The 20,293-nt window shown below is 70.1% G+C and carries 18 protein-coding genes and 1 tRNA gene; all 19 read right to left on the bottom strand.

Annotated features, from left to right (window positions below; translation table 11 throughout):
* Positions 1 to 147 precede the first annotated feature (147 nt).
* Positions 148 to 3,399, bottom strand: coding sequence for a LysM peptidoglycan-binding domain-containing protein (locus ACVW00_RS22045; RefSeq protein ID WP_457113035.1), 3,252 nt, complete (start codon positions 3,397 to 3,399; stop codon positions 148 to 150).
* On the bottom strand, positions 3,396 to 3,863 hold the full coding sequence (locus ACVW00_RS22040; RefSeq protein WP_457113034.1) for a TadE/TadG family type IV pilus assembly protein: 468 nt from the start codon (positions 3,861 to 3,863) through the stop codon (positions 3,396 to 3,398). Before ACVW00_RS22040 ends, ACVW00_RS22045 begins: the two co-directional genes overlap by 4 nt.
* Complete coding sequence (locus ACVW00_RS22035) at positions 3,863 to 4,330, bottom strand: TadE family protein (RefSeq protein WP_457113033.1); 468 nt, start codon at positions 4,328 to 4,330, stop codon at positions 3,863 to 3,865. Before ACVW00_RS22035 ends, ACVW00_RS22040 begins: the two co-directional genes overlap by 1 nt.
* Positions 4,327 to 4,770, bottom strand: a complete 444-nt coding sequence (locus ACVW00_RS22030; RefSeq protein ID WP_457113032.1) for a TadE/TadG family type IV pilus assembly protein — start codon at positions 4,768 to 4,770, stop codon at positions 4,327 to 4,329. The genes ACVW00_RS22035 and ACVW00_RS22030 overlap by 4 nt, the downstream gene beginning before the upstream one ends.
* 37 nt (positions 4,771 to 4,807) lie before the next feature.
* The gene (locus ACVW00_RS22025) at positions 4,808 to 5,032 is read right to left on the bottom strand and encodes a hypothetical protein (RefSeq protein WP_457113031.1); all 225 of its coding nucleotides are present in this window, start codon (positions 5,030 to 5,032) and stop codon (positions 4,808 to 4,810) included.
* Between the two features lie 38 nt (positions 5,033 to 5,070).
* Positions 5,071 to 5,997 carry a hypothetical protein gene (locus tag ACVW00_RS22020; RefSeq protein WP_457113030.1) on the bottom strand — a complete coding sequence of 309 codons (927 nt, stop codon included), beginning with the start codon at positions 5,995 to 5,997 and terminating at the stop codon, positions 5,071 to 5,073.
* Positions 5,994 to 6,860 (bottom strand): type II secretion system F family protein, encoded by an 867-nt coding sequence (locus tag ACVW00_RS22015; protein WP_457113029.1) that lies wholly within the window; start codon positions 6,858 to 6,860, stop codon positions 5,994 to 5,996. The genes ACVW00_RS22020 and ACVW00_RS22015 overlap by 4 nt, the downstream gene beginning before the upstream one ends.
* Entirely contained in the window at positions 6,857 to 8,452 is a 1,596-nt protein-coding gene (locus ACVW00_RS22010; RefSeq protein ID WP_457113028.1) for a CpaF family protein, read from the bottom strand. Before ACVW00_RS22010 ends, ACVW00_RS22015 begins: the two co-directional genes overlap by 4 nt.
* Positions 8,445 to 9,320 (bottom strand): hypothetical protein, encoded by an 876-nt coding sequence (locus ACVW00_RS22005; RefSeq protein WP_457113027.1) that lies wholly within the window; start codon positions 9,318 to 9,320, stop codon positions 8,445 to 8,447. The genes ACVW00_RS22010 and ACVW00_RS22005 overlap by 8 nt, the downstream gene beginning before the upstream one ends.
* Position 9,321: 1 nt before the next feature.
* Entirely contained in the window at positions 9,322 to 9,984 is a 663-nt protein-coding gene (locus ACVW00_RS22000) for an SAF domain-containing protein (RefSeq protein WP_457113026.1), read from the bottom strand.
* 323 nt (positions 9,985 to 10,307) lie between these two features.
* Positions 10,308 to 10,742 carry a helix-turn-helix domain-containing protein gene (locus ACVW00_RS21995; protein ID WP_457113025.1) on the bottom strand — a complete coding sequence of 145 codons (435 nt, stop codon included), beginning with the start codon at positions 10,740 to 10,742 and terminating at the stop codon, positions 10,308 to 10,310.
* A gap of 183 nt (positions 10,743 to 10,925) precedes the next feature.
* Positions 10,926 to 11,001 (bottom strand) — tRNA-Thr (locus ACVW00_RS21990).
* A 54-nt stretch (positions 11,002 to 11,055) separates the two neighbouring features.
* A complete protein-coding gene (locus ACVW00_RS21985; RefSeq protein ID WP_457113024.1) occupies positions 11,056 to 12,690 on the bottom strand; it encodes an alpha/beta hydrolase in 1,635 nt (544 codons plus the stop codon).
* A gap of 55 nt (positions 12,691 to 12,745) precedes the next feature.
* Positions 12,746 to 13,882, bottom strand: a complete 1,137-nt coding sequence (locus ACVW00_RS21980; RefSeq protein ID WP_457113023.1) for a DNA polymerase III subunit delta' — start codon at positions 13,880 to 13,882, stop codon at positions 12,746 to 12,748.
* The gene (tmk, locus tag ACVW00_RS21975; RefSeq protein ID WP_457113022.1) at positions 13,879 to 14,532 is read right to left on the bottom strand and encodes a dTMP kinase; all 654 of its coding nucleotides are present in this window, start codon (positions 14,530 to 14,532) and stop codon (positions 13,879 to 13,881) included. The genes ACVW00_RS21980 and tmk overlap by 4 nt, the downstream gene beginning before the upstream one ends.
* Before the next feature lie 20 nt (positions 14,533 to 14,552).
* Positions 14,553 to 17,252 (bottom strand): type I DNA topoisomerase, encoded by a 2,700-nt coding sequence (gene topA, locus ACVW00_RS21970; protein ID WP_457113021.1) that lies wholly within the window; start codon positions 17,250 to 17,252, stop codon positions 14,553 to 14,555.
* Positions 17,253 to 17,348: 96 nt separating this feature from the next.
* A complete protein-coding gene (locus ACVW00_RS21965; RefSeq protein WP_457113020.1) occupies positions 17,349 to 17,696 on the bottom strand; it encodes a hypothetical protein in 348 nt (115 codons plus the stop codon).
* A complete protein-coding gene (locus ACVW00_RS21960) occupies positions 17,693 to 18,814 on the bottom strand; it encodes a glycosyltransferase (protein WP_457113019.1) in 1,122 nt (373 codons plus the stop codon). Before ACVW00_RS21960 ends, ACVW00_RS21965 begins: the two co-directional genes overlap by 4 nt.
* On the bottom strand, positions 18,811 to 20,262 hold the full coding sequence (locus ACVW00_RS21955) for a DUF7059 domain-containing protein (RefSeq protein WP_457113018.1): 1,452 nt from the start codon (positions 20,260 to 20,262) through the stop codon (positions 18,811 to 18,813). The genes ACVW00_RS21960 and ACVW00_RS21955 overlap by 4 nt, the downstream gene beginning before the upstream one ends.
* Between the last annotated feature and the right edge of the window lie 31 nt (positions 20,263 to 20,293).

Below are 20,293 nucleotides of genomic sequence, written 5' to 3'. Positions count from 1 at the left end.
AGGGAGCAGCCGCACTGGTGCTGGCTAGCGGCGTGGAGTGCGGAGAGCCACCCCCGCAGCCAGACGCCGCCATGGCGACGGTCAATAGCAGTGCGACTCCCCCGCGAGTGGTTCGCATCGTGTGGTTCTCCTTCTGTGTGCTGCTGGTCATCCCGTTGCCTTCCAGCTTGAGATGATCTTCCTCGATCGTTCCGAGAGGTCTCTCGGGGCGAGGCCGTCGTCCGAGCGGTTGTAGACCTCCTCGTTGAGGAACTTCTCGGCCTCCTCGAGACGGCCTTCGGCCTTCATGACGCGGGCGAGGTTGAACTGCATGGTCTGCTCGTCGGGGGCTGCGAGTACGCCGACCTTGGCGACGGCGTAGGCGTCCTTGATGGCGCCCTGCTTGAGGTAGTGGGTGGTGAGGATGTGGGCGGCGTCGGAGACCATGTAGACGGCTTCGTGGTCGGCGCGGTCGCCTTCGAGCAGCCAGGACCAGCCGGTCTCGCGGAGCTTGGAGTACGGGACGCCGTCGACGAGGGTGAGGGCTTCACGGAGGTCTGTCATGCCGGCTTCGCCTCGGCTTTGTGCGCGGGCCTTCTTCTGCTCGAAGAGCTTGGTGTCGACGATGACGCCGCCGGGGCCGGTGTCGAGCTGGTAGACGTTCTTGCCGTGTTCGCGCTTGGCGGGTGCGTCGGGGGCCTTGGGAAGGAAGGGCTGACCGGTGACCGGGTTGGTGCCGAGCCAGTCGCGCAGGATGGTCATGTCTACCCGCACCCGGTTCTTGTTCTCGTAGCCGAATGCCTCAACGACTTCGTCGGTGGTGGCCCCGTGGCGTGACTTCGAGGCCAGGTAGGCAACGAGCTCGGTGTAGAACCCGACGCGGTCAGCGACCTCGGTCATGTCGCCGCCGGCGGTGAGCTTGACCGGGCCGAGCAGCCGCAGTCGGGGCCTGGTCGGGTCCTTGGTGATCCACGCGTGGTAGTCCTCGTCGAGGGTGGCGAGTTCGGCCTCGACGGCCTCGCAGACCTTAACCGGGACGCGGGGTGCGACCTGCTCGAGGTCCTCCTCGGTGGTCGCGGCGGCTTCGACGTAGGCCCGGTCGTCGTCCTCGAGCATGGAGCGCGCGGGCTCCTGCTCCGCGGCTTCGGTGATCTCTTGGACGTTGCGGGGCAGGGTGTACTCGCGGCGGATCGCTCCGGACTTGTCGGTGAAGGCCTCCCAGCCGTCGATTGCCGTCTCGTCGATGGGCACCTCGACGTCGGCGAGGTCCTGACTCTGCTCGAGGACCTGTGCTGCACCGTCGGCGGCTTCGGCAGTTAGCCCAACCGGGATGAGGTCGAGTCCGGCCTTCTCCACCCGGAGCCGGCCATCGGGGGACAGGTCAATGGCGAACCCGCCGGCGAGGTCGCGGTCGGCCAGGACGACCGAGGCGCCGGTGCGGTCGGGGTGGTCGCCGATGACGTCGATGAGCCGTTGCAGGGACGCTTCGTCGGCCTCGACGGCGTCGACGAGGAGCAGGCGGGCCAGCCACAGCTCGTCGTCGATCTGGGTGGAGCGGCCGGTGGGGGTGTCGGTGCCGAGGCCCTCGGCTCGGTCGATCATCTCCAGGGCGGAGGCGAGGACGCTGTCGGCGGCGGCGTCGGTGGCGGTGGCGTGGTAACGGGTCCGGGTGGGGTTCATCCGGGCTGCCTCTGAGCCGGTGCCGACGCCGTCGATGCGCGCCGAGTCGGCCCATGGGGCCAGCGCCAGCTCGCAGGCGATGTAGCGCAACAGGTCGCGAGCGCGGTCGGTGTCGCCGGCGATGGTGATCGTGCCCAGGTGCTCGAGGTTGAGCAGCCACCAGTGGCCGTCCTCGTCGCGACCGACGGTGGCCAGGAGCGGGAAGGGCGCCGGGGCGCTCTGTGGGCCAGCGGCGACGCGAGAGCTGGTGGTGGCGGTCCACCGGAGCTTGTCGGGGCTGCCCATCCATGGGTCCGGCAGGTCCGCGGGCTCGGTGAGGTGAAGGGTTGCCGAGGTCTCCGTGAGCTCGACTGCAGCGACCGGCGGTGCGGACTCGTGTGCGGCGGCGATGTCGAGTGCGAGCTGGCGCAAGACGGCGTTGAGGAACTCGATGGACTGCTCCATCGGGTGCCCGGCGACGGTGATGGTCTTCTCGTAGGGCGCGAGCTCGGGCGGCGGCACCGCGACCGCGCGGCCGGGACGGCGGACCTCGAACTGGCGGCGCCGGCGGCGACGCAGTGCGAGGAGCAGGACGCCGGATAGCACCGTTCCCCCGGCGAGGCTGGAGACGACCCACGGCGCCGAGAGGATGTTGGTGTGCTCGCTGCTCGCCTGGTCGGTGGTGTCGTCGTGGGAGGCGGCTGGCGCGGTGGGCTTCGCGGGTGTGATCGGCTGAGCCGGGGTGCTCGGCGTGGCCGGGATGCCCGGGTCGGTGTCGTGCGGCGCCTGGTCGGTGGGCGTGGTCTGGTGTTGCTTCGGAGTCGTCTGGTGGGTCTTCGTCTGCGGGCCGTCGGCCGTGTTCCGGGGAGTGCGCGGCTGGGGAATGTGGACGGTGTACCCGGGCAGGATCAGGTCGGGGTTGGTGACGTGGTGGCCGTCGGGCTGGGTGATGCCGGTGGAGGCCTGGAAGATCTCGGGCCAGCGCTTCGGGTCACCGAGGTGGGAGGCGGCGATGTCCTCGAGGGTGTCGCCGTGCTCGACGACGTACGCCTGGGTGGCGTGGCTGGCGTTGTGGGTGCCGGGGATCTTCAGCACCCAGCCCTGCTCGAGGAAGCCGGGGTTGTCGCCGACGATGTGGCGGTTGAGCTCGACGAGCTCGTGGTAGCGGTTCCCGTCCCCGAGGTAGGTCTGGGCGAGGTCCCACAGGTTGTCTCCCTCGCGGACGCTGTAGGAGAACGTGGGGCGGGTGTCCTGGCGGGTCTCCTGGTGGATGGCTGGCGCGCGGTGGTGCAGAGCGGCCGCCGTGGTGGTGGTGTGCGTGTTCGGCGCCGGCGAATGCGGGGCGGGCGCGGCGATGGCGGCGCCGGTGTGGCCGAGGGAGGCACTGGCGAGGGGGGCACCGGCGAGGAAGAGCAGGGACGCAGCCGCGACGAGGTTGCGGGCCGCTCCCTGGGGCTTGCCGAGGATCGGCAGGTCGCGGGCCTCGACGCGGCCGATTCTGTAAGCCAGCTCGAGGAGGATGAGCACGGCGGCGATGAGCCAGGCGATCCAGACGACGCCCTTGATGATCTGGAGGGCGAAGGTGCCGTCGTCGCGGCTGAACAAGTCGTGCTTGAGGGTGGCCCAGTCAGGGATGTGGTGTGGGATCGGCTCGGAACCGAGCGCGAGCATCACCAGCGGCATCCCGATGAGGATGGCGAGGATGCCGAGGCTGGCCGCCAGGCCCTGGAGGCGGGTGGAGAAACGGGGTCGGGTGGTCATTGGGCCACGCCTCCTTCGGTGCGGATCAACTGTGCGGAGGCATCACCCGTGACCTTCAGGTGGCTGATGCCGAGAAGGCCGAGGAACGTCGTGTCGTAGGTCTCGCTGGTTGTCACCTCGATCGTGGTGCCGTTGACGATGCTGACCGATCCGTCCAGGCCGGCGGCTTGGAGGTACTGCTGGGCGGCGTTGCGAGCCGCAACGAAGTTCACGCTCGCCTGGGTGCCGGTGACGACGTCCCCGCTGACCTGCTCGGCGCCGACACGGGCGGCCTGGGCGGCGACGTCTTGGGCGTGCTGCTTGGTGTGGACCTGGCCGGGTAAGTCGGTGCCGATGCCGGCGATGCCGACGAGGGCGATCGCGCTGGCGATCATCCATACCGAGATCGAGCCGCGCTCGTCGCGGCGGTCGTCGCCGGGCAGCCGGTTGAGGGCGCCGGCGAGCGGGGCCAGCGGAGCGCGCATTAGGACCTGCCTCGGTAGGAGTCGAGCGGGCTGGTCATCGTCTCGGTGATGGTGCGCTGGTTGATCCCGGGCAGGCCGAGGCCGGAGACGTCGATGGTGCAGGTGACGGTGGCCTGGATCAGTGCCGCCGAACCGGTGGTGCCCAAAGCGGTCTTGAAGGCGCTGGTGTCGATGGTGACGTTGGAGCGGGTGCAGTGGATGCCCTGCTGGGCAAGGCTGGACATGGCCGAGGACTGGCCCGAGGAGGAGGCCTCGCTGCTGGTGCGGCTGATCGAGGCGCTGCGGGCGGCATCGTAGGCGGCGGACTGGACGGCCTGCTTGGCCATCTGGACGCGGCCGCCGAGGATGACCAGGGCGATGAACATGCCGAGCGCGACGGCGACCAGGACGGCCTCGATCGAGGCTGCGCCCCGCTCGTCGTGATCACGGCGGGCGTCGGGATTCCCGAAGGGAACGGGCCAGCTCATTGCGTGAGCCTCTCGACGGGCACGGTGGCGGACTGGGTGATCACGACGTTGACGCCGGGGATGACGCTCATGCTGTCGCCGGTGACGGTCACCGTTGCCGTGGTCGCCGTACGTGATCCGACCACGCTGGTGTTGACGATGACGCCGGGACCGCCGGCCTGGTTGAGGAACTGTTGGGCGGCGGCGATGCCGGAGGCCTGGCTGCCGTGCTGGGATCCGGCCTCTCGTGCGCCCTCTTGTGCGGCGGCGATGGCGACCGAGCGTGCGTGGTAGTACAGGGCGGCCTGGAGGCCGAGGAACAGCAGAGTGAACAGGCCGATCATCAGCAGGACCATCTCGACGGTGGTCGCTCCGCGCTCACCGCGGCGCTGCCGCCGGTGGGTGGGTGTGCTCAGCCAGCGCGCCAGACGAAGGCGCAGAAGGTGGCTGAGGCGGGTCATTCGTGGGTCCTTCCCGAAAGGGTGGTTGTTCGTCGAGCTACTTGATCTGGTCCTTCTTGGAGTTGACGTAGGCGGTGATGGCTGCGACGACGCCGCCGGCGATAACGATGAGGGCGACGGCCCAGATGACCTGCTCGATGGTCACCGAGCCGCGCTCGTCACGGTGACGGCGCAGGGTGTTGTGGGCGTTGGCGAGTGTGCGGTCAATGGGTGCCATCAGGCGGATGCGCAACAGGTTGAGGGCGATGAACTGCTTGATCATTGTCGGGTTCTCCTTGGTGTTAGGACTCGTGGCGGGACTCAGGACTGGATGATGCGGAGCAGGGTCGGGGCGATGAGGATGAGCATGAAGGTGACGCCGAGGAGGCCGCCGGGTACGTACATGCGCTCGGAGACGGCGTTGGACTTCGCGACTTCGTCGCTGAGCATCTGGGAGCGCATCTGGGTGGCGCGTGCGCGCAGGTGGCTGTAGATCTGGGCGCCGGACTCGCCGGAGAGTCGGGTGATGTCGGCCAGGTCACCCAGCTCGGAAACGGACATCTCTTCGGAGAGCTTCTCCAGTGCGTCCCAGGTGGTGGTGGTGCCGAGTTCCGCGGGCAGGAGCGCCTCGCGGAGACGCTCGAATGCCCAGTGCCGGGTGAGTTCGGGTGAGCAGGCGCGGACGAGGGCCTGGTTGGTGCCCGAGCCCTGGAGGCGCTCGGTGGCGACGAACTCGTAGTACGGGATGAGCATCTTGGTGAACTCGGCCCGCTTGGTCTTGGCGTCGTCGATGGCGTTGTAGTTGGGCAGGAAGAACATGCCTATAGCGGCGACGATGGAGAAGATGATCGGGAAGGAGAACCCGCTGAGGTGGATGAACCCGATGTGGCCGATGACGTAGGCTAGGATCGGGCCGGCGACCAGTCCGACGAGGGCGAAGGTGACCTTCTCGCCGTAGAACTGGGCGACCGACTTGCGCAGTACGCCGAGGTCCTTGTGCGGGGTGCCGACCCAGGCCCGGCCGGGGAAGACGCGCATGGCCCACAGGCCGACCTTCTCGGTGGAGTCCAGGTCACGTTCGGCGTCCTCGATGACGCGGCGGGCGCGGCGCTCGACATAGTCCGGGGAAAGCCGGTCAAGGGCGTCAGACAGGTCGGGGTGGGTCGGGGCCAGACGCCAGACCATCGCGGCGAGGGCGCCGCCGAAGATCAGGCCGCCGAAAATGGCCAGCTGGAGTCCGGTCGTCATCGTCCCTCCCCTTCCGGGCTGACCATGAGGCGCATGCCCTGGGGCGGCTTCGACATCGAGCGCATCCACAGCAGGATCGCGACGTAGGCCGAACCGAGGACGAGCAGGATGGCCTGCCCCAGTGCCGTGGTGTAGGGCTGGATGTAGGAGCCGTTGAGGAACATGTAGCCCAGCACGGCGATCGAGATGGCCGTGACCACCGTGGCCGTCGTGCGGGGCTTCTGCTGGTCGGCGGCGATCGAGCGGCGGGCGCGGACCGTGGCGGCGACCGATTCGGCGATGCCGTCGAGGGTGTCCGCGAGGCCGGCGCCGCCGGAGTTGGTGGCGGCGAGGACGAGGTTCAGAGCGATGAAGTCGCCGACCTCGTCGTCGATCTCGTCGGCGAAGACTCGCAGGGCACGGTCGATGGTCCAGTCCGACCAGAGCCGGTTGACCAGTCGGGTGACCTCGGGGCGGATCGCCTCTGGTGTGGTGGACAGCGACCGCTTGAGTGCGGAGTCCAGGCCCATGCCGATGGTGAGCCGTCCGGACAGGCCGCGGGTCCACTCCTCGAGCGCCTGGAGCCGTTCGGGGCTGGAGCCGCCGCGGGCCGGGCTGAGCAGGAACGGGAGCCCGATCGCCGCTGCAGGCAGCGCGACCACGGCGAGGAGGAAGCCGGTCAACACTGCGACGGCCACACCGACCAGGAACGCGATCAGGGCGCGGATGCGGGTGCGGCGTGGCATCTGCGCGATCCGGCGTCCTAGTCGGCCTTGCTGGTGCTTGACCGGGGTGCCGGGCAGAGTGGGCGGCGGCCCGACGACCAAGCCGATGATGCCGGCGACGAAGAGCGCGCCGCCGAGGGCGGGAATGAGCGGTGTCATGACGGCTGCACCCCCCTGGCTCCCATCGCGCGCTGGAACGCGGGCAGGTCGAAGCCGTGGGCTTGGAGCTCGTTGAGCAGGCCCTTCTTGATCGGCGTACCGCTCGGGGAAGCCACGGTGTTGCCGAAACCGGCCTCAAAGACGTGGTCGAGGTTGTAACCGGCGTCTCCGGGCTCGACCAGGGCGACCTCGGAGACCCAGCGGGTCCGTGACCAGTGGTTCTTGCCGTCGGGCTGGGTCAGCAGGCCGATCTGGACGACGACGTCGACTGTCTGGGCCAGCTTCAAGGTGGCCAGCTCCGAGGTTTGTCCCGCCTCCATGGCGCAGGTGACTAGCTTGTCCATCGTCTGCCGGGCGTTCTTGCCGTGGGTGGAGCTGATGGAGCCGGCTCCGGACTCCATCGCCTTGATCATCGCCCAGATCTCCTTGCCGCGGACCTCGCCAACGATCTGGCGCGACAGCGTGAAGCGGAAGGAGTCGTCGATGGCCTCGTTCAAGGTGAACTCGCCGGCGCGGCCACCGAACGCGTCGACCTCGGTCGAGCCGGGCCGGGCCTCCCAGGGCACCACGACGAGGTGCCGCTCGGGCATCTCGTGCAGGAAGAGCTCGTACTCGGTCTCGAAGGTGCCGATCTTCTCGAAGGGGTCGATGCAGGCGCACAGGGCTCGGATCAGGGTCGTCTTGCCAGCGCCCTGCGGCCCGGAGACCACGATCGACTTCCCGGCCCGGACACAGGCGCGCAGGAAGTTGGCCATGACCGGGGTGAGCATGCCCTTGGCGACGAGGTCCTCGAGGGTGATCCGGGTGAGGCGGTGGCGACGGATGACGACCACCGGGTAGACGGTGACGAATGCGGTGGCGGCCAGGCGGGCCCGCATCGGCTCTCCGTTGTCGTCGTTCCAGGACAGGGAGAGGTGCAGTTTGGGGACGGACTCGTTGAAGGGTCGTTCGTTGTCCTGGGGTCGAAACCGGTTGGCGACCCACCGGAGGAACTCGATCAGCTCCTCGTCGCTGTCGGCGACGGCGTGGGCGCGTTCGAGGCTGCCGTCGATGAGGTCGAGCCAGACAGTGTGGTGGCCGGTGATGATGATGTTCTCAACATCGTCGCGGTCCAGCAGCGGCTGGAGTCGGCCGAGCTTGAACAACGCGTCGTCGAGGGCCTTGCGCAGCCACTTGCGTTGTTCGAGTGTCCAGGGCTCGCGGCCGGCGGAGATGTCGCCCGAAACTCGCTGCTTGATGATGTCGGCGATGATCGAGCGGCCGCGCTGCTGGCGGGCGCCTGCGTCGAGGGCCTCGGCGTTGATCGCTTCGGCGAGCCGCGTCGTGGCCTCCAGGCGCAGTTCGCGCACCAGCTGCCAGTCGGCCCGGCCCGGCTGGTAGGCGCCCTGGTCTTCCAGCTGACTGGGCAACGCGGGCACGTCCCACGGCCCGGCGGCGCGGTGGCCGTTCTGCCCTCGGCCGTCGACACCGTCGATCACCACTCCGCCGGCCTGGTGGCCGTTGGCAGACCAGGTGACCTTGGGTCCGGTGGGCGCGTTGAACAGGGGCAGCCGGGCCGGGTCGGGCATCGGCTCGGAGTTGTGCTCAGACATCGGTGGCTCCGTTCGGCGCAGGGGTTCGGCCGCGGGCGGCCAGGGACCGGGCCGCGGCCGCGATCCGGTCCTGCCGGTTGGTCGGACGTCCGGCGAGCTCGTCGAGGTTCCCCGCATGCACCATGCGCAGCGCCTCGGCGGCGGCGGCGTAGGCCTTGATGAGTCCGGAGGTCTCGAAGTTCTTCGGGGGCCGGGATCCGTGGGAGTAGACCTCGGCAACGTCCTTGTCGTAGGGCAGGCTGGCCAGGACCGGCAGCTGGAGCGAGCGGGCAACCTGCCCGTCGCCGTAGGCCTGGACCCGCCGCGGAGCGTCTTGGACGATCATCATGGCGAGCCGGGCGGAACTGCCGTGCTCGCCGAACCGGGCCCGCAGGCTGGCTGCCCAGGAACGGGCACCCGCCAAGGAGACCAGGCTGTTGCGGGTCACGAGCACGACGAGATCGGCACGATCGATGAGCAGGCTCGGGCTGCCGACCAGGCCGAGACGACCAGCGTCGACGAGGACGTCGTGCCCGGCCTCGTCGAGGCGGTTCAGTACGCCAAGCAGCTGGGGCCACAGGGAGCTGAGGCTGGGGGCCTGCTCGTGGGAGCGGATGCCGGCCAGGAACCGGGCCTCGCTGTCGGGCAGCTTGGCGATCGCGGCGGCGAAGGCTTCGTCGAGGCGCTCCTCGGCCGCTGCGACGGCCAGGTCGATCAGCCCGAGGCCGGGTTCCAGCTCGCCGCGGAAGTGGCCGGCGAGCAGGGCCGAGGTGCCGGTCGGATCGGCGTCGAGCAGCAGCACCGGTCCAGGCCAGTGGTAGGCCAGGCCAGCCGCGGCCGTCGATACACCCGGAGAGCCGGATGCCGAGGTCAGCACGTACAGGGCCATGTCACTGCCCCCGCGAGTCCAAGACCAAGGCGACCTTGCCGTTGGCGGCCTTGGCGGCCAGGCCGGGAGCGGTGCTGGTGGGGACGGAGACGTCGACGACGCTGTTGCCGGTCTGCGGGTCTCCCCCGCTCGAGCCCGACGCGTTCGGCGCGCTGACACCAACCACGGTGCCCTCGATGGTGGCGGTGTCGGTGGCGAAGGTGGCGCTGTTGTCGTCGCCGACGGCGACTAGGCTGACCTTGTCACCGACCCTGATGCTGCTCGCCGGCATCTGCGCCGGGGTCAGGGAGAGGCCGACAACGGCCTGCCCCTTGGCAGGAACGCTGACCTTCCCGAACGAATGCGGAGTGACGACGCTGCCAGCGGCCATGTCGAGCTGGGCGACCTGGCCGATGACCGTCGACTCCTCGGCAGCCGGAACAGTCTGGAGGTCGGCGTCGCTGTTCATGTCGACGAGCTTGAGGTCACCGGAGGAGATGGTCTGGCCGGCGTGGATTGTCTTGACGACGGCGACGACCTGCTGGGAGTGGCTGGCTCGGGTGAACGCGAACGCCGAGACCACCGCTCCTAGGCACATCAGGCCGATACAGATGACGTAGAACAACGGCTTGCGGCGACGTCGGCCGTCAGCCTGCAGGAGCGTGGATTCAACGGCCGCAGTCACTTGAAGTCCTCCCGAGTTCGAACACGGTTCTGCCCACAGACGGGATCTGGAGTGCTCCTGGGGCTCACATCCCACAGAAGTCGCTCGTTACTCCCTAGCGAGAAATTAGCACGCTTGTCGATAGGGGGCGGCGCTTGTGTGTGCTCAAGGCGTGTCGCAGGGCGCACGGATCTCACATCGCCACGCTGCGCGGCGCGATGGATGGCGCCAGACCCGAGATACACCTGCCCTCCTCCGAGAAAGGACGGGCCACCACTGTAGAACCGATTGCGATCGAGAGGGTGAGACGGAGCTGCTTGCTCGACAGCGAGGTTCAGTTCAGGTCACGCCGAATGTGCCTTGGTATGCGCTAGGGCCCGGGCGACGGCACCGGCAGGGACCCGGAACGCCTGGGCGAGTGAGGCGATGACGGCGTCGCTGGGGCTGCGCGTCCACGCGCCACGTTCCCAGCGTCGGTAGGTGGACACGGCGACGTGCAACTGATCGGCGACGTCTGCACTCTCCAGACCAGCGACGAGCCGCAGGTAGCGCAGATCAGGATTGCCGTCGTCGCAACGCAGCAACTCGGGGACGGTGGCGCCGAGGACCTCCGCTAGCCGGTGCAGCAGCGCCGCGCTCTTGGGCTCGAACGCCCCGCGTTCCCACACTGACACAGCCTCGCCGCCCGCCAGCCCCAAGGCCCGCGCGACCTGCCCTTGGGTCAGTCCCGCCTTCTGACGAGCCTCGCGAAGCGCTGCGGGGTCGAGGGACGCGGTCACGGCCGGATCGTATCGGGGCCAGGCCCTCGCCACGGAGGCGAACTCCACCGTGCGGGCGCCCTCACGTCCGACCATCACGGTGCGACGGTTCCGAAACGTGTCACAAACCTGTCACTGGGCTATTTTGGGGGGGTGCACCGCGGTTCCCCCACTCCACGTCTTCGCAGGTCAGGACGCTTGCTGTGGAGCCGCCTGTCGGAATCGAACCGACGACCTATTCATTACGAGTGAATCGCTCTACCGACTGAGCTAAGGCGGCGGGGTGGTGCGCCGGACGAGTATAGGGGCGCGCAGGGACCGCGAAGAAACCGGATCAGCACTTCAGGTCGGGCTCGGGGACCTTGCCCTTCACGAGCCAGGACTCCACCGCGTCGTCGACGCAACTGTTGCCGCGGTGGAACCCGGTGTGGCCGTCACCGTCGCGGGTGATCAGCTGGCCGGTGTCGAGCTGCGAGGCCAGCGCCTGGGCCCAGGCCAGCGGCGTGGCCGGATCACGGGTCGTGCCGACCACCACGATCGGCGGTGCGCCCGCGGCGTGCAGCGCCACCGTGTGCTGGCCGCTCTGCACCGGCCAGCTCGCACACGTCGAGAGCCCGTAGGCGAACGCCCGGCCGAAGGTCGGCGAGGCCTTCTCGAACTCGGCGAAGTGGGCCGGCACGTCCTTGGTGGGGATGGTGTCGTCGTGGTCGAGGCAGTTGACGGCGTAGAACGCCTCCATCGAGTTGTCCGCGTAGCTGGAGGGTCCGCGCGACGTGTAGAGGTCGGCCAGGGCCAGCAGGTCGCCGCCCTGTCGGTCGTCGAGCGCCTGCTTGAGCGCGGCCGACAGCTGGCTCCAGTAGCTCTTGACGTAGAGCGGCATCCAGATGCCGATCATGCCGAGGCCCTCGGTGAGCTCGCGGCGCTCGCCGGTCGGCAGCGACTTCTGCTCCAGGGAGGCCAGCAGCCCCTGGATGGTCCGCAGCCCCTCGTCGACCGTGGAGCCGAGGAAGCAGCTGCCCCGGTCGACGCAGTCCTTGACGTAGGCGCGCAGCGCCGTCTCGAAGCCTCGCGCCTGCCCGAGCCCGAGCTGCTCGTTGGACAGCGACGGGTCGATCGCGCCGTCGAGCACGAACCGGCCGACGTGGCCGGGGAAGAGGTCGGCGTACGTCGCCCCGAGGAAGGTGCCGTACGACGAGCCGAGGTAGTCGAGCTTCCGCTGACCGAGGGCGGCCCGCAGGATGTCCATGTCGCGCGCCGCCTCCTTGGTCGACATGTGCCGTGCAAGGTCACCGCTCTCGTCCAGGCAGCCCTGGCCCAGCTGGTGGATCAGCTGGTCCATCTCGGCCCGCTCCGCGTCGGTGTCGGGATCGGGGTCGAACGCGACCAGCCGGTCGAGCTCGGCGGTGTCCACGCACTTCAACGGGTCGCTCTGCCCGACGCCGCGCGGGTCGAACCCGACGATGTCGTAGGCGTCGGAGAGCACGTTGCCGAACTGCAGGGAGCCGCCCGCGGCGAACTGGACGCCGGAGCCGCCCGGGCCACCCGGGTTGACCACCAGGGACCCGATCCGGTGGCCCTGTGCGGGCACCTCGAGCACTGCCAGCTGGATCGTCTTCGCAGCGGGGTTGTCGTAGTCGAGGGGCACGTCGAGCAGGGCGCACTTGTCACGACCGCAGCCCTGCCACTTCAGCTTCTGCTCGTAGAACCGCGCCAGCGCCGGGTCCGTGCTGGGCATCGGCGCCGTCTGCGTCGGTGACGCCGTGTCGGTGGGCTGCACTGCATCCGATGAGTGGGCGCTCGGGCTCGCGTCGTCGCCCCGGGTCGCGCCGACCACGACCGCCACCACCACAGCGAGCGCCACCGCGCAGGCAAGGAGCACGAGCGCGACGCGCCTCCGGTCGCCACCGGCCGGTGGCTCGGCCACGCCGGGCTCGGACGGTCCGCTCGGAGGCTCAGGGGGGTACGCCATGGGTCAGAGCCTAGGTCCACGCGCGAAGCCCGGAGCGCTGCTCGTCCACAGAGGGTCAGGCGTCGCCGATGCGGAGCGACACCATCAACGACTCGAGCGCGAGCATCGGCGGCACGTTGAACTCGAGCATCTGCTCCCGCGCCTCGAAGACCGCGTCGATGCGACGCAGGTTGCCCTCGGGCGTGGTGACCGCAGCCAGTCGCTCGACATCGGCCCGGATCTCCTCGTTGACGACCTCGGAGGCGGCTCCGAGCTGGAGGGTCAGCGCGTCGCGGTAGACCGACACGAGGTCCATCAGCCCGCGGTCGACCACATCGAGGTGGCGTCTCTTGGCGCGCGTCTTCTGCGACTTCTCGAGGTCGCGGAGCGCGGGGGCGTACTCCCGGGGCCGGCGGCCGCGCTCGACCACGCCGTAGATCCGGTCGAGGTCGTCCTTCTCACGCGCGTCGTGGGAGCCGGTGAGGGCATCCGCCTCCTCCTTCGCCACGTCGTGGACGGTGGCGGCCGCGAGCATGCACGCCCGCAGGTTCGTCAGGCTCGCGGGGATCTGCACCACGTGTCGGCGGCGCGAGCGGGTGTCGTCGTCGCGGGCGAGCGCACGGGCGCGGCCGATGTGCCCCTGGCTGGCGCGGGCGGCGTGCAGGGCGACCTCCTCGGACGCCCCGTCCCGGGTGCGCAGGAACCCGGCGACGTCGTCGGTGCTCGGGGTGGCGAGCACGACCAGCCGGGTGCGCGACCGGATCGTCGGCAGCACGTCCTCGACCGTGGGAGCGCAGAGCACCCAGACCGTGCGCGCATTCGGCTCCTCGACGGCCTTGAGCAGTGCGTTGGCGGCCGGCTCGGTGAGCCGGTCGGCGTCCTCGATCACCATCACCTGGTAGCGCCGCCCGACCGGCGCGAGAGCCGCGGTGCGGACCAGCTCGCGGACGTCGTCCACGCCGATCGACAGCTTCTCGGTGCGGGTCACGCGCACGTCGGGGTGCGAGCCGACGGCGACGTTGTGGCACGACTGGCACACCCCGCAGCCGCCCTCCTCGCACTGGAGTGCGGCGGCGAACGCGACGGCGGCGTTGGACCGGCCGGAGCCGGGCGGTCCGGTGATCAGCCAGGCATGGGTCATGTCGCCGGCTACCGCCTGCTTGAGCCGGGCGATCACCGGGCCCTGGCCGACGAGGTCGTCCCACACGGTCACGGCAGCAGCTCCCCGACGCGGTCGCAGATCTTCGCCGAGAGCTCGTCGCGGTCGGCGCGCGCGTCCAGCACGAGGTAGTGCTCGGGATTGGCCGAGGCCAACGCCAGGAACCCGTCGCGCGCGCGCAGGTGGAAGTCGAGCGACTCCGCCTCGATCCGGTCACGCTGCTCGAACCGGCCCAGCCCGTCGGCCGGCTCGACGTCGAGCAGCACCGTCAGGTGCGGCCGCAGGTCGCCGGTCGCCCATCGCAGCACGTGCTCGAGCTCGGCCGCGTCGATGCCGCGACCGGTGCCCTGGTAGGCGAGCGAGGTGTCGACGTACCGGTCGGTGATCACCACCGTGCCCTGCGCGAGCGCGGGCCGGACGACCTTCTCGACGTGCTCGGCCTTGTCCGCGGCGTACAGCAGCGCCTCCGTGCGGTCGGCCAGGTGGCCGGTCGCGGGATCGAGCACGATCCGGCGGATGTCGCGGCCGACGTGGGTGTCACCGGGCTCGAAGGTCAGCAGCACGTCGGCACCGCGGCCGACCAGCCAGTCGCGCAGCAGCCGCGCCTGGGTCGATTTGCCGGCCCCCTCGCCGCCCTCGAAGCAGAGGAACAGCCCGGAGTCGGCATACACACCACGCCCGGTGGCGGAGCCCGTCGAAACCACGAGCACACCCTAGACGCGACCTAGGACTTCTTCGCGGCGGCCTTCTTCGCGGTCTTCTTGGCGGCGCTCTTCTTCGTGCTCCGCTTGGCCGTCTTCTTCGCCGCCTTCTTCACCGGACCCTTGGCGCGGCGCTCGGCGAGCAGCTCGGCCGCGCGCTCCAGGGTGAGCTCCTCGACGGAGTCGTCCTTGCGCAGGGTCGCGTTGTACTCACCGTCGGTGACGTACTCACCAAAGCGGCCGGCCTTCACCACGACCGGCTTGCCCGAGACCGGGTCGTCGCCCAGCTCCTTGAGCGGTGCCGAGGCCGCCTGCCGGCCACGAGTCTTCGGCTGCGCGTAGATCGCCAGCGCCTGCTCGAGGGTGATGTCGAACAGCTGCTGCTCGGTCTCCAGGGAGCGGGAGTCGGTGCCCTTCTTCAGGTACGGGCCGTAGCGCCCGTTCTGCGCGGTGATCTCGTCCCCGGACTCGGGATCGGTGCCGACCACGCGTGGCAGCGACAGCAGCCGGAGCGCCTGCTCGAGGTTGACCGTCTCGAGGGACATGTCCTTGAACAGCGAGCCGGTGCGCGGCTTCTGCTTCTTCGGAGCGTCCTCGGGCAGCACCTCGGTGACGTAGGGACCGTAGCGACCGTTGCGTGCCACGATCACGTTGCCGCTCTCCGGATCGGTGCCGAGCTCGGTCTCCGCCCCGGCCGGGTTGGCGAGCAGCTCGCGGGCCATCTCGGCGGTCAGCTCGTCGGGCGGAAGGTCCTCGGGGACGTTGGCCCGCGGCCTCGAGCCGTCCGCGTCGCCCTCGTCGGCAGGGCCCTCGACGTAGGGCCCGTAGCGCCCGACGCGCAGGTCGATCCCGCTCGGCTCGCCGTTCGGGGTGAGCACCGGGAAGGTCGCCAGCTCCTTGGCGTCGATCTCGCCGAGCTCGGTGACCAGCTTCTTGAGCCCTTCGACGTCGGCGCTGCCGAAGTAGAACTCCGCCAGCTCGGTCTGCAGGTCCTTCCGACCCCCGGCGATCTCGTCGAGGATGTCCTCCATGCGCGCGGTGAACTCATAGGAGACCAGCCGGGCGAAGTGCTCCTCGAGCAGCCGGATCACCGAGAAGGCCAGCCAGGCCGGCACCAGCGCGGTGCCCTTCTTGTAGACGTACCCGCGGTTGAGGATCGTGCCGATGATCGAGGCGTACGTCGAGGGCCGGCCGATCTCGCGCCCCTCCAGCTCCTGGATCAGGGAGGCCTCGGTGTAGCGCGCGGGCGGCTTCGTCTCGTGTCCGCTTGCCCGGAGCGCCGCCGCGCTCACCGACGCGCCCTCGGTCAGGTTCGGCAGCTTGCTCTCGGCGTCGTCGCGGGCCGCGTCGGCGTCGTCGGTGCTCTCGACGTACGCCTTGAGGAAGCCGTGGAAGGTGATCGTCCGGCCGCTGGCCGAGAAGACGACGTCCTCGCCGTCGGCCGACGGGCCGCCGAGCCGGATCGTCAGGGAGTTCCCGGCGGCGTCCTTCATCTGCGAGGCGATGGTGCGCATCCAGATCAGCTCGTAGAGCCGGAACTGGTCGCCGGTCAGCCCTGTCTGGGCCGGCGTGCGGAAGTTGTCGCCGGCGGGCCTGATCGCCTCGTGGGCCTCCTGGGCGTTCTTGACCTTGGAGGCGTAGACGCGCGGTGCGTCCGGGACGTACTCCGCGCCGTAGAGCTCGCGGGCCTGGGCGCGGGCTGCGTTCAGCGCGGTGTCCGACAGGGTGGTCGAGTCGGTCCGCATGTAGGTGATGTAGCCGTTCTCGTAGAGACGCTGCGCCACCGACATCGTCGAGGAGGCGCTGAAGCCGAGCTTGCGGCTGGCCTCCTGCTGCATGGTCGTCGTCCGGAACGGTGCGTACGGCTTGCGGGTGTACGGCTTGGACTCGACCGAGCGGACCGTGAAGGCCGTGTCGTGCAGCGCCTCGACGAGCTGCTCGGCGCGGGCCTGGTTGACGTGGACGACCTTCGCGCTGTCCTTGAGCTGGCCGTCGTCACCGAAGTCGGCGCCGCGGGCGACCCTGACGCCGTCGATGCTGTGCAGCTTGCCGCCGAACATCCGCTGCTCGTGGTCGGCGCCTGCGTCGAAGGTGCCCTCCAGGTCCCAGTACGACGCTGCCCGGAACGCCATCCGCTCGCGCTCGCGGTCGACCACCAGCCGGGTGGCCACGGACTGGACGCGGCCGGCCGACAGGCCGGACATGACCTTCTTCCACAGCACCGGCGAGACCTCGTAGCCGTAGAGCCGGTCGAGGATGCGCCGCGCCTCCTGCGCCTCGACGAGGTCCATGTCGATCTCACGGGGCGTCTCGACCGCGGCCTGGATCGCCTGCGGCGTGATCTCGTGGAAGACCATCCGCTTGACCGGGAGGTCCGCCTTCGGCTTCAGCTCGTCGAGCAGGTGCCAGGCGATCGCCTCACCCTCGCGGTCCTCGTCGGTGGCGAGGTAGAGCTCGTCGGCGTCCTTGAGGAGGCCCTTCAGCTTGGTGATGTGCGCCTTCTTGTCCCGCGAGACGACGTACACGGGCTTGAAGCCGTCGTCGACGTTCACGCCGAGACGAGCCCAGGGCTCACCCTTGATGTTCGCCGGGATGTCCGCGGCGGTCTGCGGGAGGTCGCGGATGTGGCCGATGGACGACTCCACGACGTAGCCCCGGCCGAGGTAGCCCTCGATGGTGCGGGCCTTGGCCGGTGACTCGACGATGACGAGCTTGTGTGCCACTTCTGGTGCGGTCCTAACCGAATGGGTGGCGGGTTGCCGGGACACAAGGTAGCGCGACCGCCCACGGGCCGACGCCACGTGTCCAGTCGGCCCCGGTCAGGCGGCGCCCGGGCCGCCACGTCGCCGGAACACCCGCCGCAGCCACTCGGACCAGCGGACGGCACGTGACCGACGGACCGCGTCGAGCTCCCGCTGGAGCCGGCGGTTGCGCTTGCGTTGCCGCCTGAGCCGACGCTTCAGGGCGGCCACCTCCGGGAGCCGCGACTCCTCGAACGTCGAGGCGAAGAGCGGGTCGCCGATCGCCGCCAGCGCGTCGTACGACGCCTGCAGCGCGGCCTCCGCCTCCCGGACGCGCTCGTTCGCCGTGTCTGCGGCTGCCCTCGCCTCACCGATCTCGGCCTCGAGCTCGGCGACTCGTAGCCGCAGACGCTCGAGCTCGGTCACCGGGATCCTTCCGGGGCGAGCTCGGGCAGGAGCAGGTCGCGGACCTCGCGGCCCGCGCGCTCCAAGGAGAACCGGGACGTCGAGTCGCGGGCGCGGTCGGCCAGCGCACGCCCAGCGGCGGCGTCGTCGAACAGGAGGCGCATGGCCTGGGCGGCCTCGCCCACGTGCGGGTCCGCCCAGATCGCGTCGGGATCGTAGGGGAACGCGTCCGGTCCGACCTCGACGAGGTCGTGGCCGACGAGGAGGGCCGTGCCGGCATCCATGAACTCCAGGTTGCCGGAGTATCCCGTGGCGATCACCGGTGTGCCGCGCACCATCGCGTCGGCCAGGTTGAGTCCGTAGCCCTCCGACCGGTGCAGTGAGACGTAGACGTCGGCCAGCTCGATCATCGCCAGCATGGCTGCCGACGACACGTAGTGGTCGAGGAAGAGGATGTCGGGGCGGCCGTGGGCATGGGCCTTCACCCTGTCGGCGTCCTCGGGCCGCAGGTGTCCGTTGATCGACTTCACCACCAGGCAGGCCCCGTCGCTGGGCGAGAACGCCTCTGCGTAGGCACGGATCGCGGCGATCGGGTTCTTGCGCCGGTAGCTCGAGAAGTAGTCGAAGTTGGTGAGAAAGACGAAGCGGTCGGCCGGCAGGCCCAGTGCAGACCGGCTGAACCGGGTCGGCTCGGCGGGTGCCGCGGGCATCGGCAGCGGGATCGTCCGCACGGGCATGTCGGTCGCAGCGGCGACGGCGGCTCGGGTGAACTCACTGGCCACCCAGACCTCGTGCACGAGGGCGAAGCTGCCGTGGAAGCGCTCCGGGAACACCTCGAGCTCCCAGAACCAGACGCCGATCCGGTCACCGCGCACCGATCCGAGATCGAGCTCGTGGACGACGTGGGGGAGCTGGTCTGCGTTCACGCAGATGACCGCACTGTCGTAGCCGACGCGGTCGGTCACCTGCTGCTGGGGAGCGTGGTCGTGCCGCGAAAGGCTTCCGGTGCGCACGGCGACGAGCTCGGTCGGCAGGCCGGACTGCCGCACGGACGAGGCGACCCGCCGGCCTGCCTCCCCCACGCCGAGCTCGAGGTCGGCATAGGCGATCACGCTCCAGCCGAACGGGTGCCGGGTCATCGCGGCAGCTCGAGGAAGCCATCGGCGAGCAGCTCGCGTACGCCGCCGAGACGGGCGTCACCGACCGCTTCCGCCCCGAGGAGCTGCTCGAGCGCAGCCAGCAGCTGGCCGACCGTGAGGTCGCCGTCGCTGGCACCCGCGAAGCCCGCCTCGACGGTGTCGACCTGTCGCGCCCGGCGCATGCCCCGCTGCTGGCGCAGCACGATCCGCCCCGGATCCTCTGCACCCGGGGCACCGTGGGTCTCCTGGACCACGTCGGCCCGCAGACGCAGCCGGGTCTGCAGCAGCGCCTCGTCGGAGAGCTCCTCGAGGGCCGCGACCCGGGCGAAGTGCGCGGTCACCTCCGGTCCGAGCGGCTGCTCGACCTCCCACCGCCACTCCTCGAGGCGGTGGTGGGAGCCACCCTCCCTGAGGTTGATCCAGCCGAAGCCGATCGCCTCGATTCGCTGGTCCTCGAACCAGGACAGCCAGGTGTCGTAGCGGCGCCGGTAGTCCGGCGTCCCGTGCACGCCGGCGTCCTTGAGCCACAGCTCGACGTACTCCGCCGGGTCGAGCACCTCGCGCTGGACGACCCACGCGCCGCAGCCCTCGACCCACTCGGCGAGGCGCTCGTCCCAGGGCCGATCACGCAGGATGGCCCAGTTGGCCAGCACCTGCGCGGTGCCGCCCGCCGTGAGGTGGCGCGGGACCGCCCGGACGATCTGCTCCACCACGCCGTCGCCGGGCACGCCCGAGTCGCGGTAGACCAGGCGCTCGCCGGTCGCAGGCGAGATCACGAAGGGCGGGTTCGTCACCACCAGGTCGAAGCGCTCGCCGCCGACCGGTTCGAACAGGCTGCCCTCGCGCAGCTCGATGCTCACCTCGTTGAGCTCGGCGTTGAGGCCGGCCAGCCAGAGCGCGCGCCGGTTGACGTCGGTGGCGACGACCCGGCGGCTGTGCGCGGTGAGGTGCAGGGACTGGACCCCGCAACCGGTGCCGAGGTCGAGGGCGCTCTCGACCTCTCCACGGACGGTGAGCTCCGCGAGCGAGGTTGCCGCCGGGCTGATCCCCAGGACGTGGTCGGCGTCGACCCGGTTCGGTGCGCCGTCGAGCCCGGGGGTGAGGTCGGACAGCACCCAGAGATTGCCGGCGTCGGCGCCGTAGGGCCGCAGGTCGACGCGGGCCGCCACCTCGCCGACCGACCGCTCGAGGATCCCGGCCGCACAGAGCGGGTCGAGCAGCCCGGGCAGCGCTCGCTCGACCTCGCCGACGGGCGAAGTGGCCTGGAGCAGCCAGAGCCGGGTCAGCGTCTCGAGCGGCGATCCGCCGTGGGTACGCCGGCTGCCGGGCGTCGTCTCGTTGCGGTGCAGAGCGGCGTGGGCCGTCGTACCGAGGACGGCCGAGACGCCGTCGTAGGTGTAGTCGGCGGCCAGCAGCGCGTCGCGGAGGCGGGGGATCAGGTCGGCCACGGGTCGACCCTAGAGAGTGCGAGCGCAGCAC

This window comes from Marmoricola sp. URHA0025 HA25 (assembly GCF_054059435.1).
This window is presented reverse-complemented; position numbering and strand designations above follow the sequence as displayed.

Excerpts from the sequence above, each read along its gene's own strand:
- ACVW00_RS22045 (WP_457113035.1), bottom strand. The coding sequence starts at position 3,399 with ATGACCACCCGACCCCGTTTCTCCACCCGCCTCCAGGGCCTGGCGGCC.
- ACVW00_RS22040 (WP_457113034.1), bottom strand. The coding sequence starts at position 3,863 with ATGCGCGCTCCGCTGGCCCCGCTCGCCGGCGCCCTCAACCGGCTGCCC.
- ACVW00_RS22035 (WP_457113033.1), bottom strand. The coding sequence starts at position 4,330 with ATGAGCTGGCCCGTTCCCTTCGGGAATCCCGACGCCCGCCGTGATCAC.
- ACVW00_RS22030 (WP_457113032.1), bottom strand. The coding sequence starts at position 4,770 with ATGACCCGCCTCAGCCACCTTCTGCGCCTTCGTCTGGCGCGCTGGCTG.
- ACVW00_RS22025 (WP_457113031.1), bottom strand. The coding sequence starts at position 5,032 with ATGATCAAGCAGTTCATCGCCCTCAACCTGTTGCGCATCCGCCTGATG.
- ACVW00_RS22020 (WP_457113030.1), bottom strand. The coding sequence starts at position 5,997 with ATGACGACCGGACTCCAGCTGGCCATTTTCGGCGGCCTGATCTTCGGC.
- ACVW00_RS22015 (WP_457113029.1), bottom strand. The coding sequence starts at position 6,860 with ATGACACCGCTCATTCCCGCCCTCGGCGGCGCGCTCTTCGTCGCCGGC.
- ACVW00_RS22010 (WP_457113028.1), bottom strand. The coding sequence starts at position 8,452 with ATGTCTGAGCACAACTCCGAGCCGATGCCCGACCCGGCCCGGCTGCCC.
- ACVW00_RS22005 (WP_457113027.1), bottom strand. The coding sequence starts at position 9,320 with ATGGCCCTGTACGTGCTGACCTCGGCATCCGGCTCTCCGGGTGTATCG.
- ACVW00_RS21985 (WP_457113024.1), bottom strand. The coding sequence starts at position 12,690 with ATGGCGTACCCCCCTGAGCCTCCGAGCGGACCGTCCGAGCCCGGCGTG.
- ACVW00_RS21960 (WP_457113019.1), bottom strand. The coding sequence starts at position 18,814 with ATGACCCGGCACCCGTTCGGCTGGAGCGTGATCGCCTATGCCGACCTC.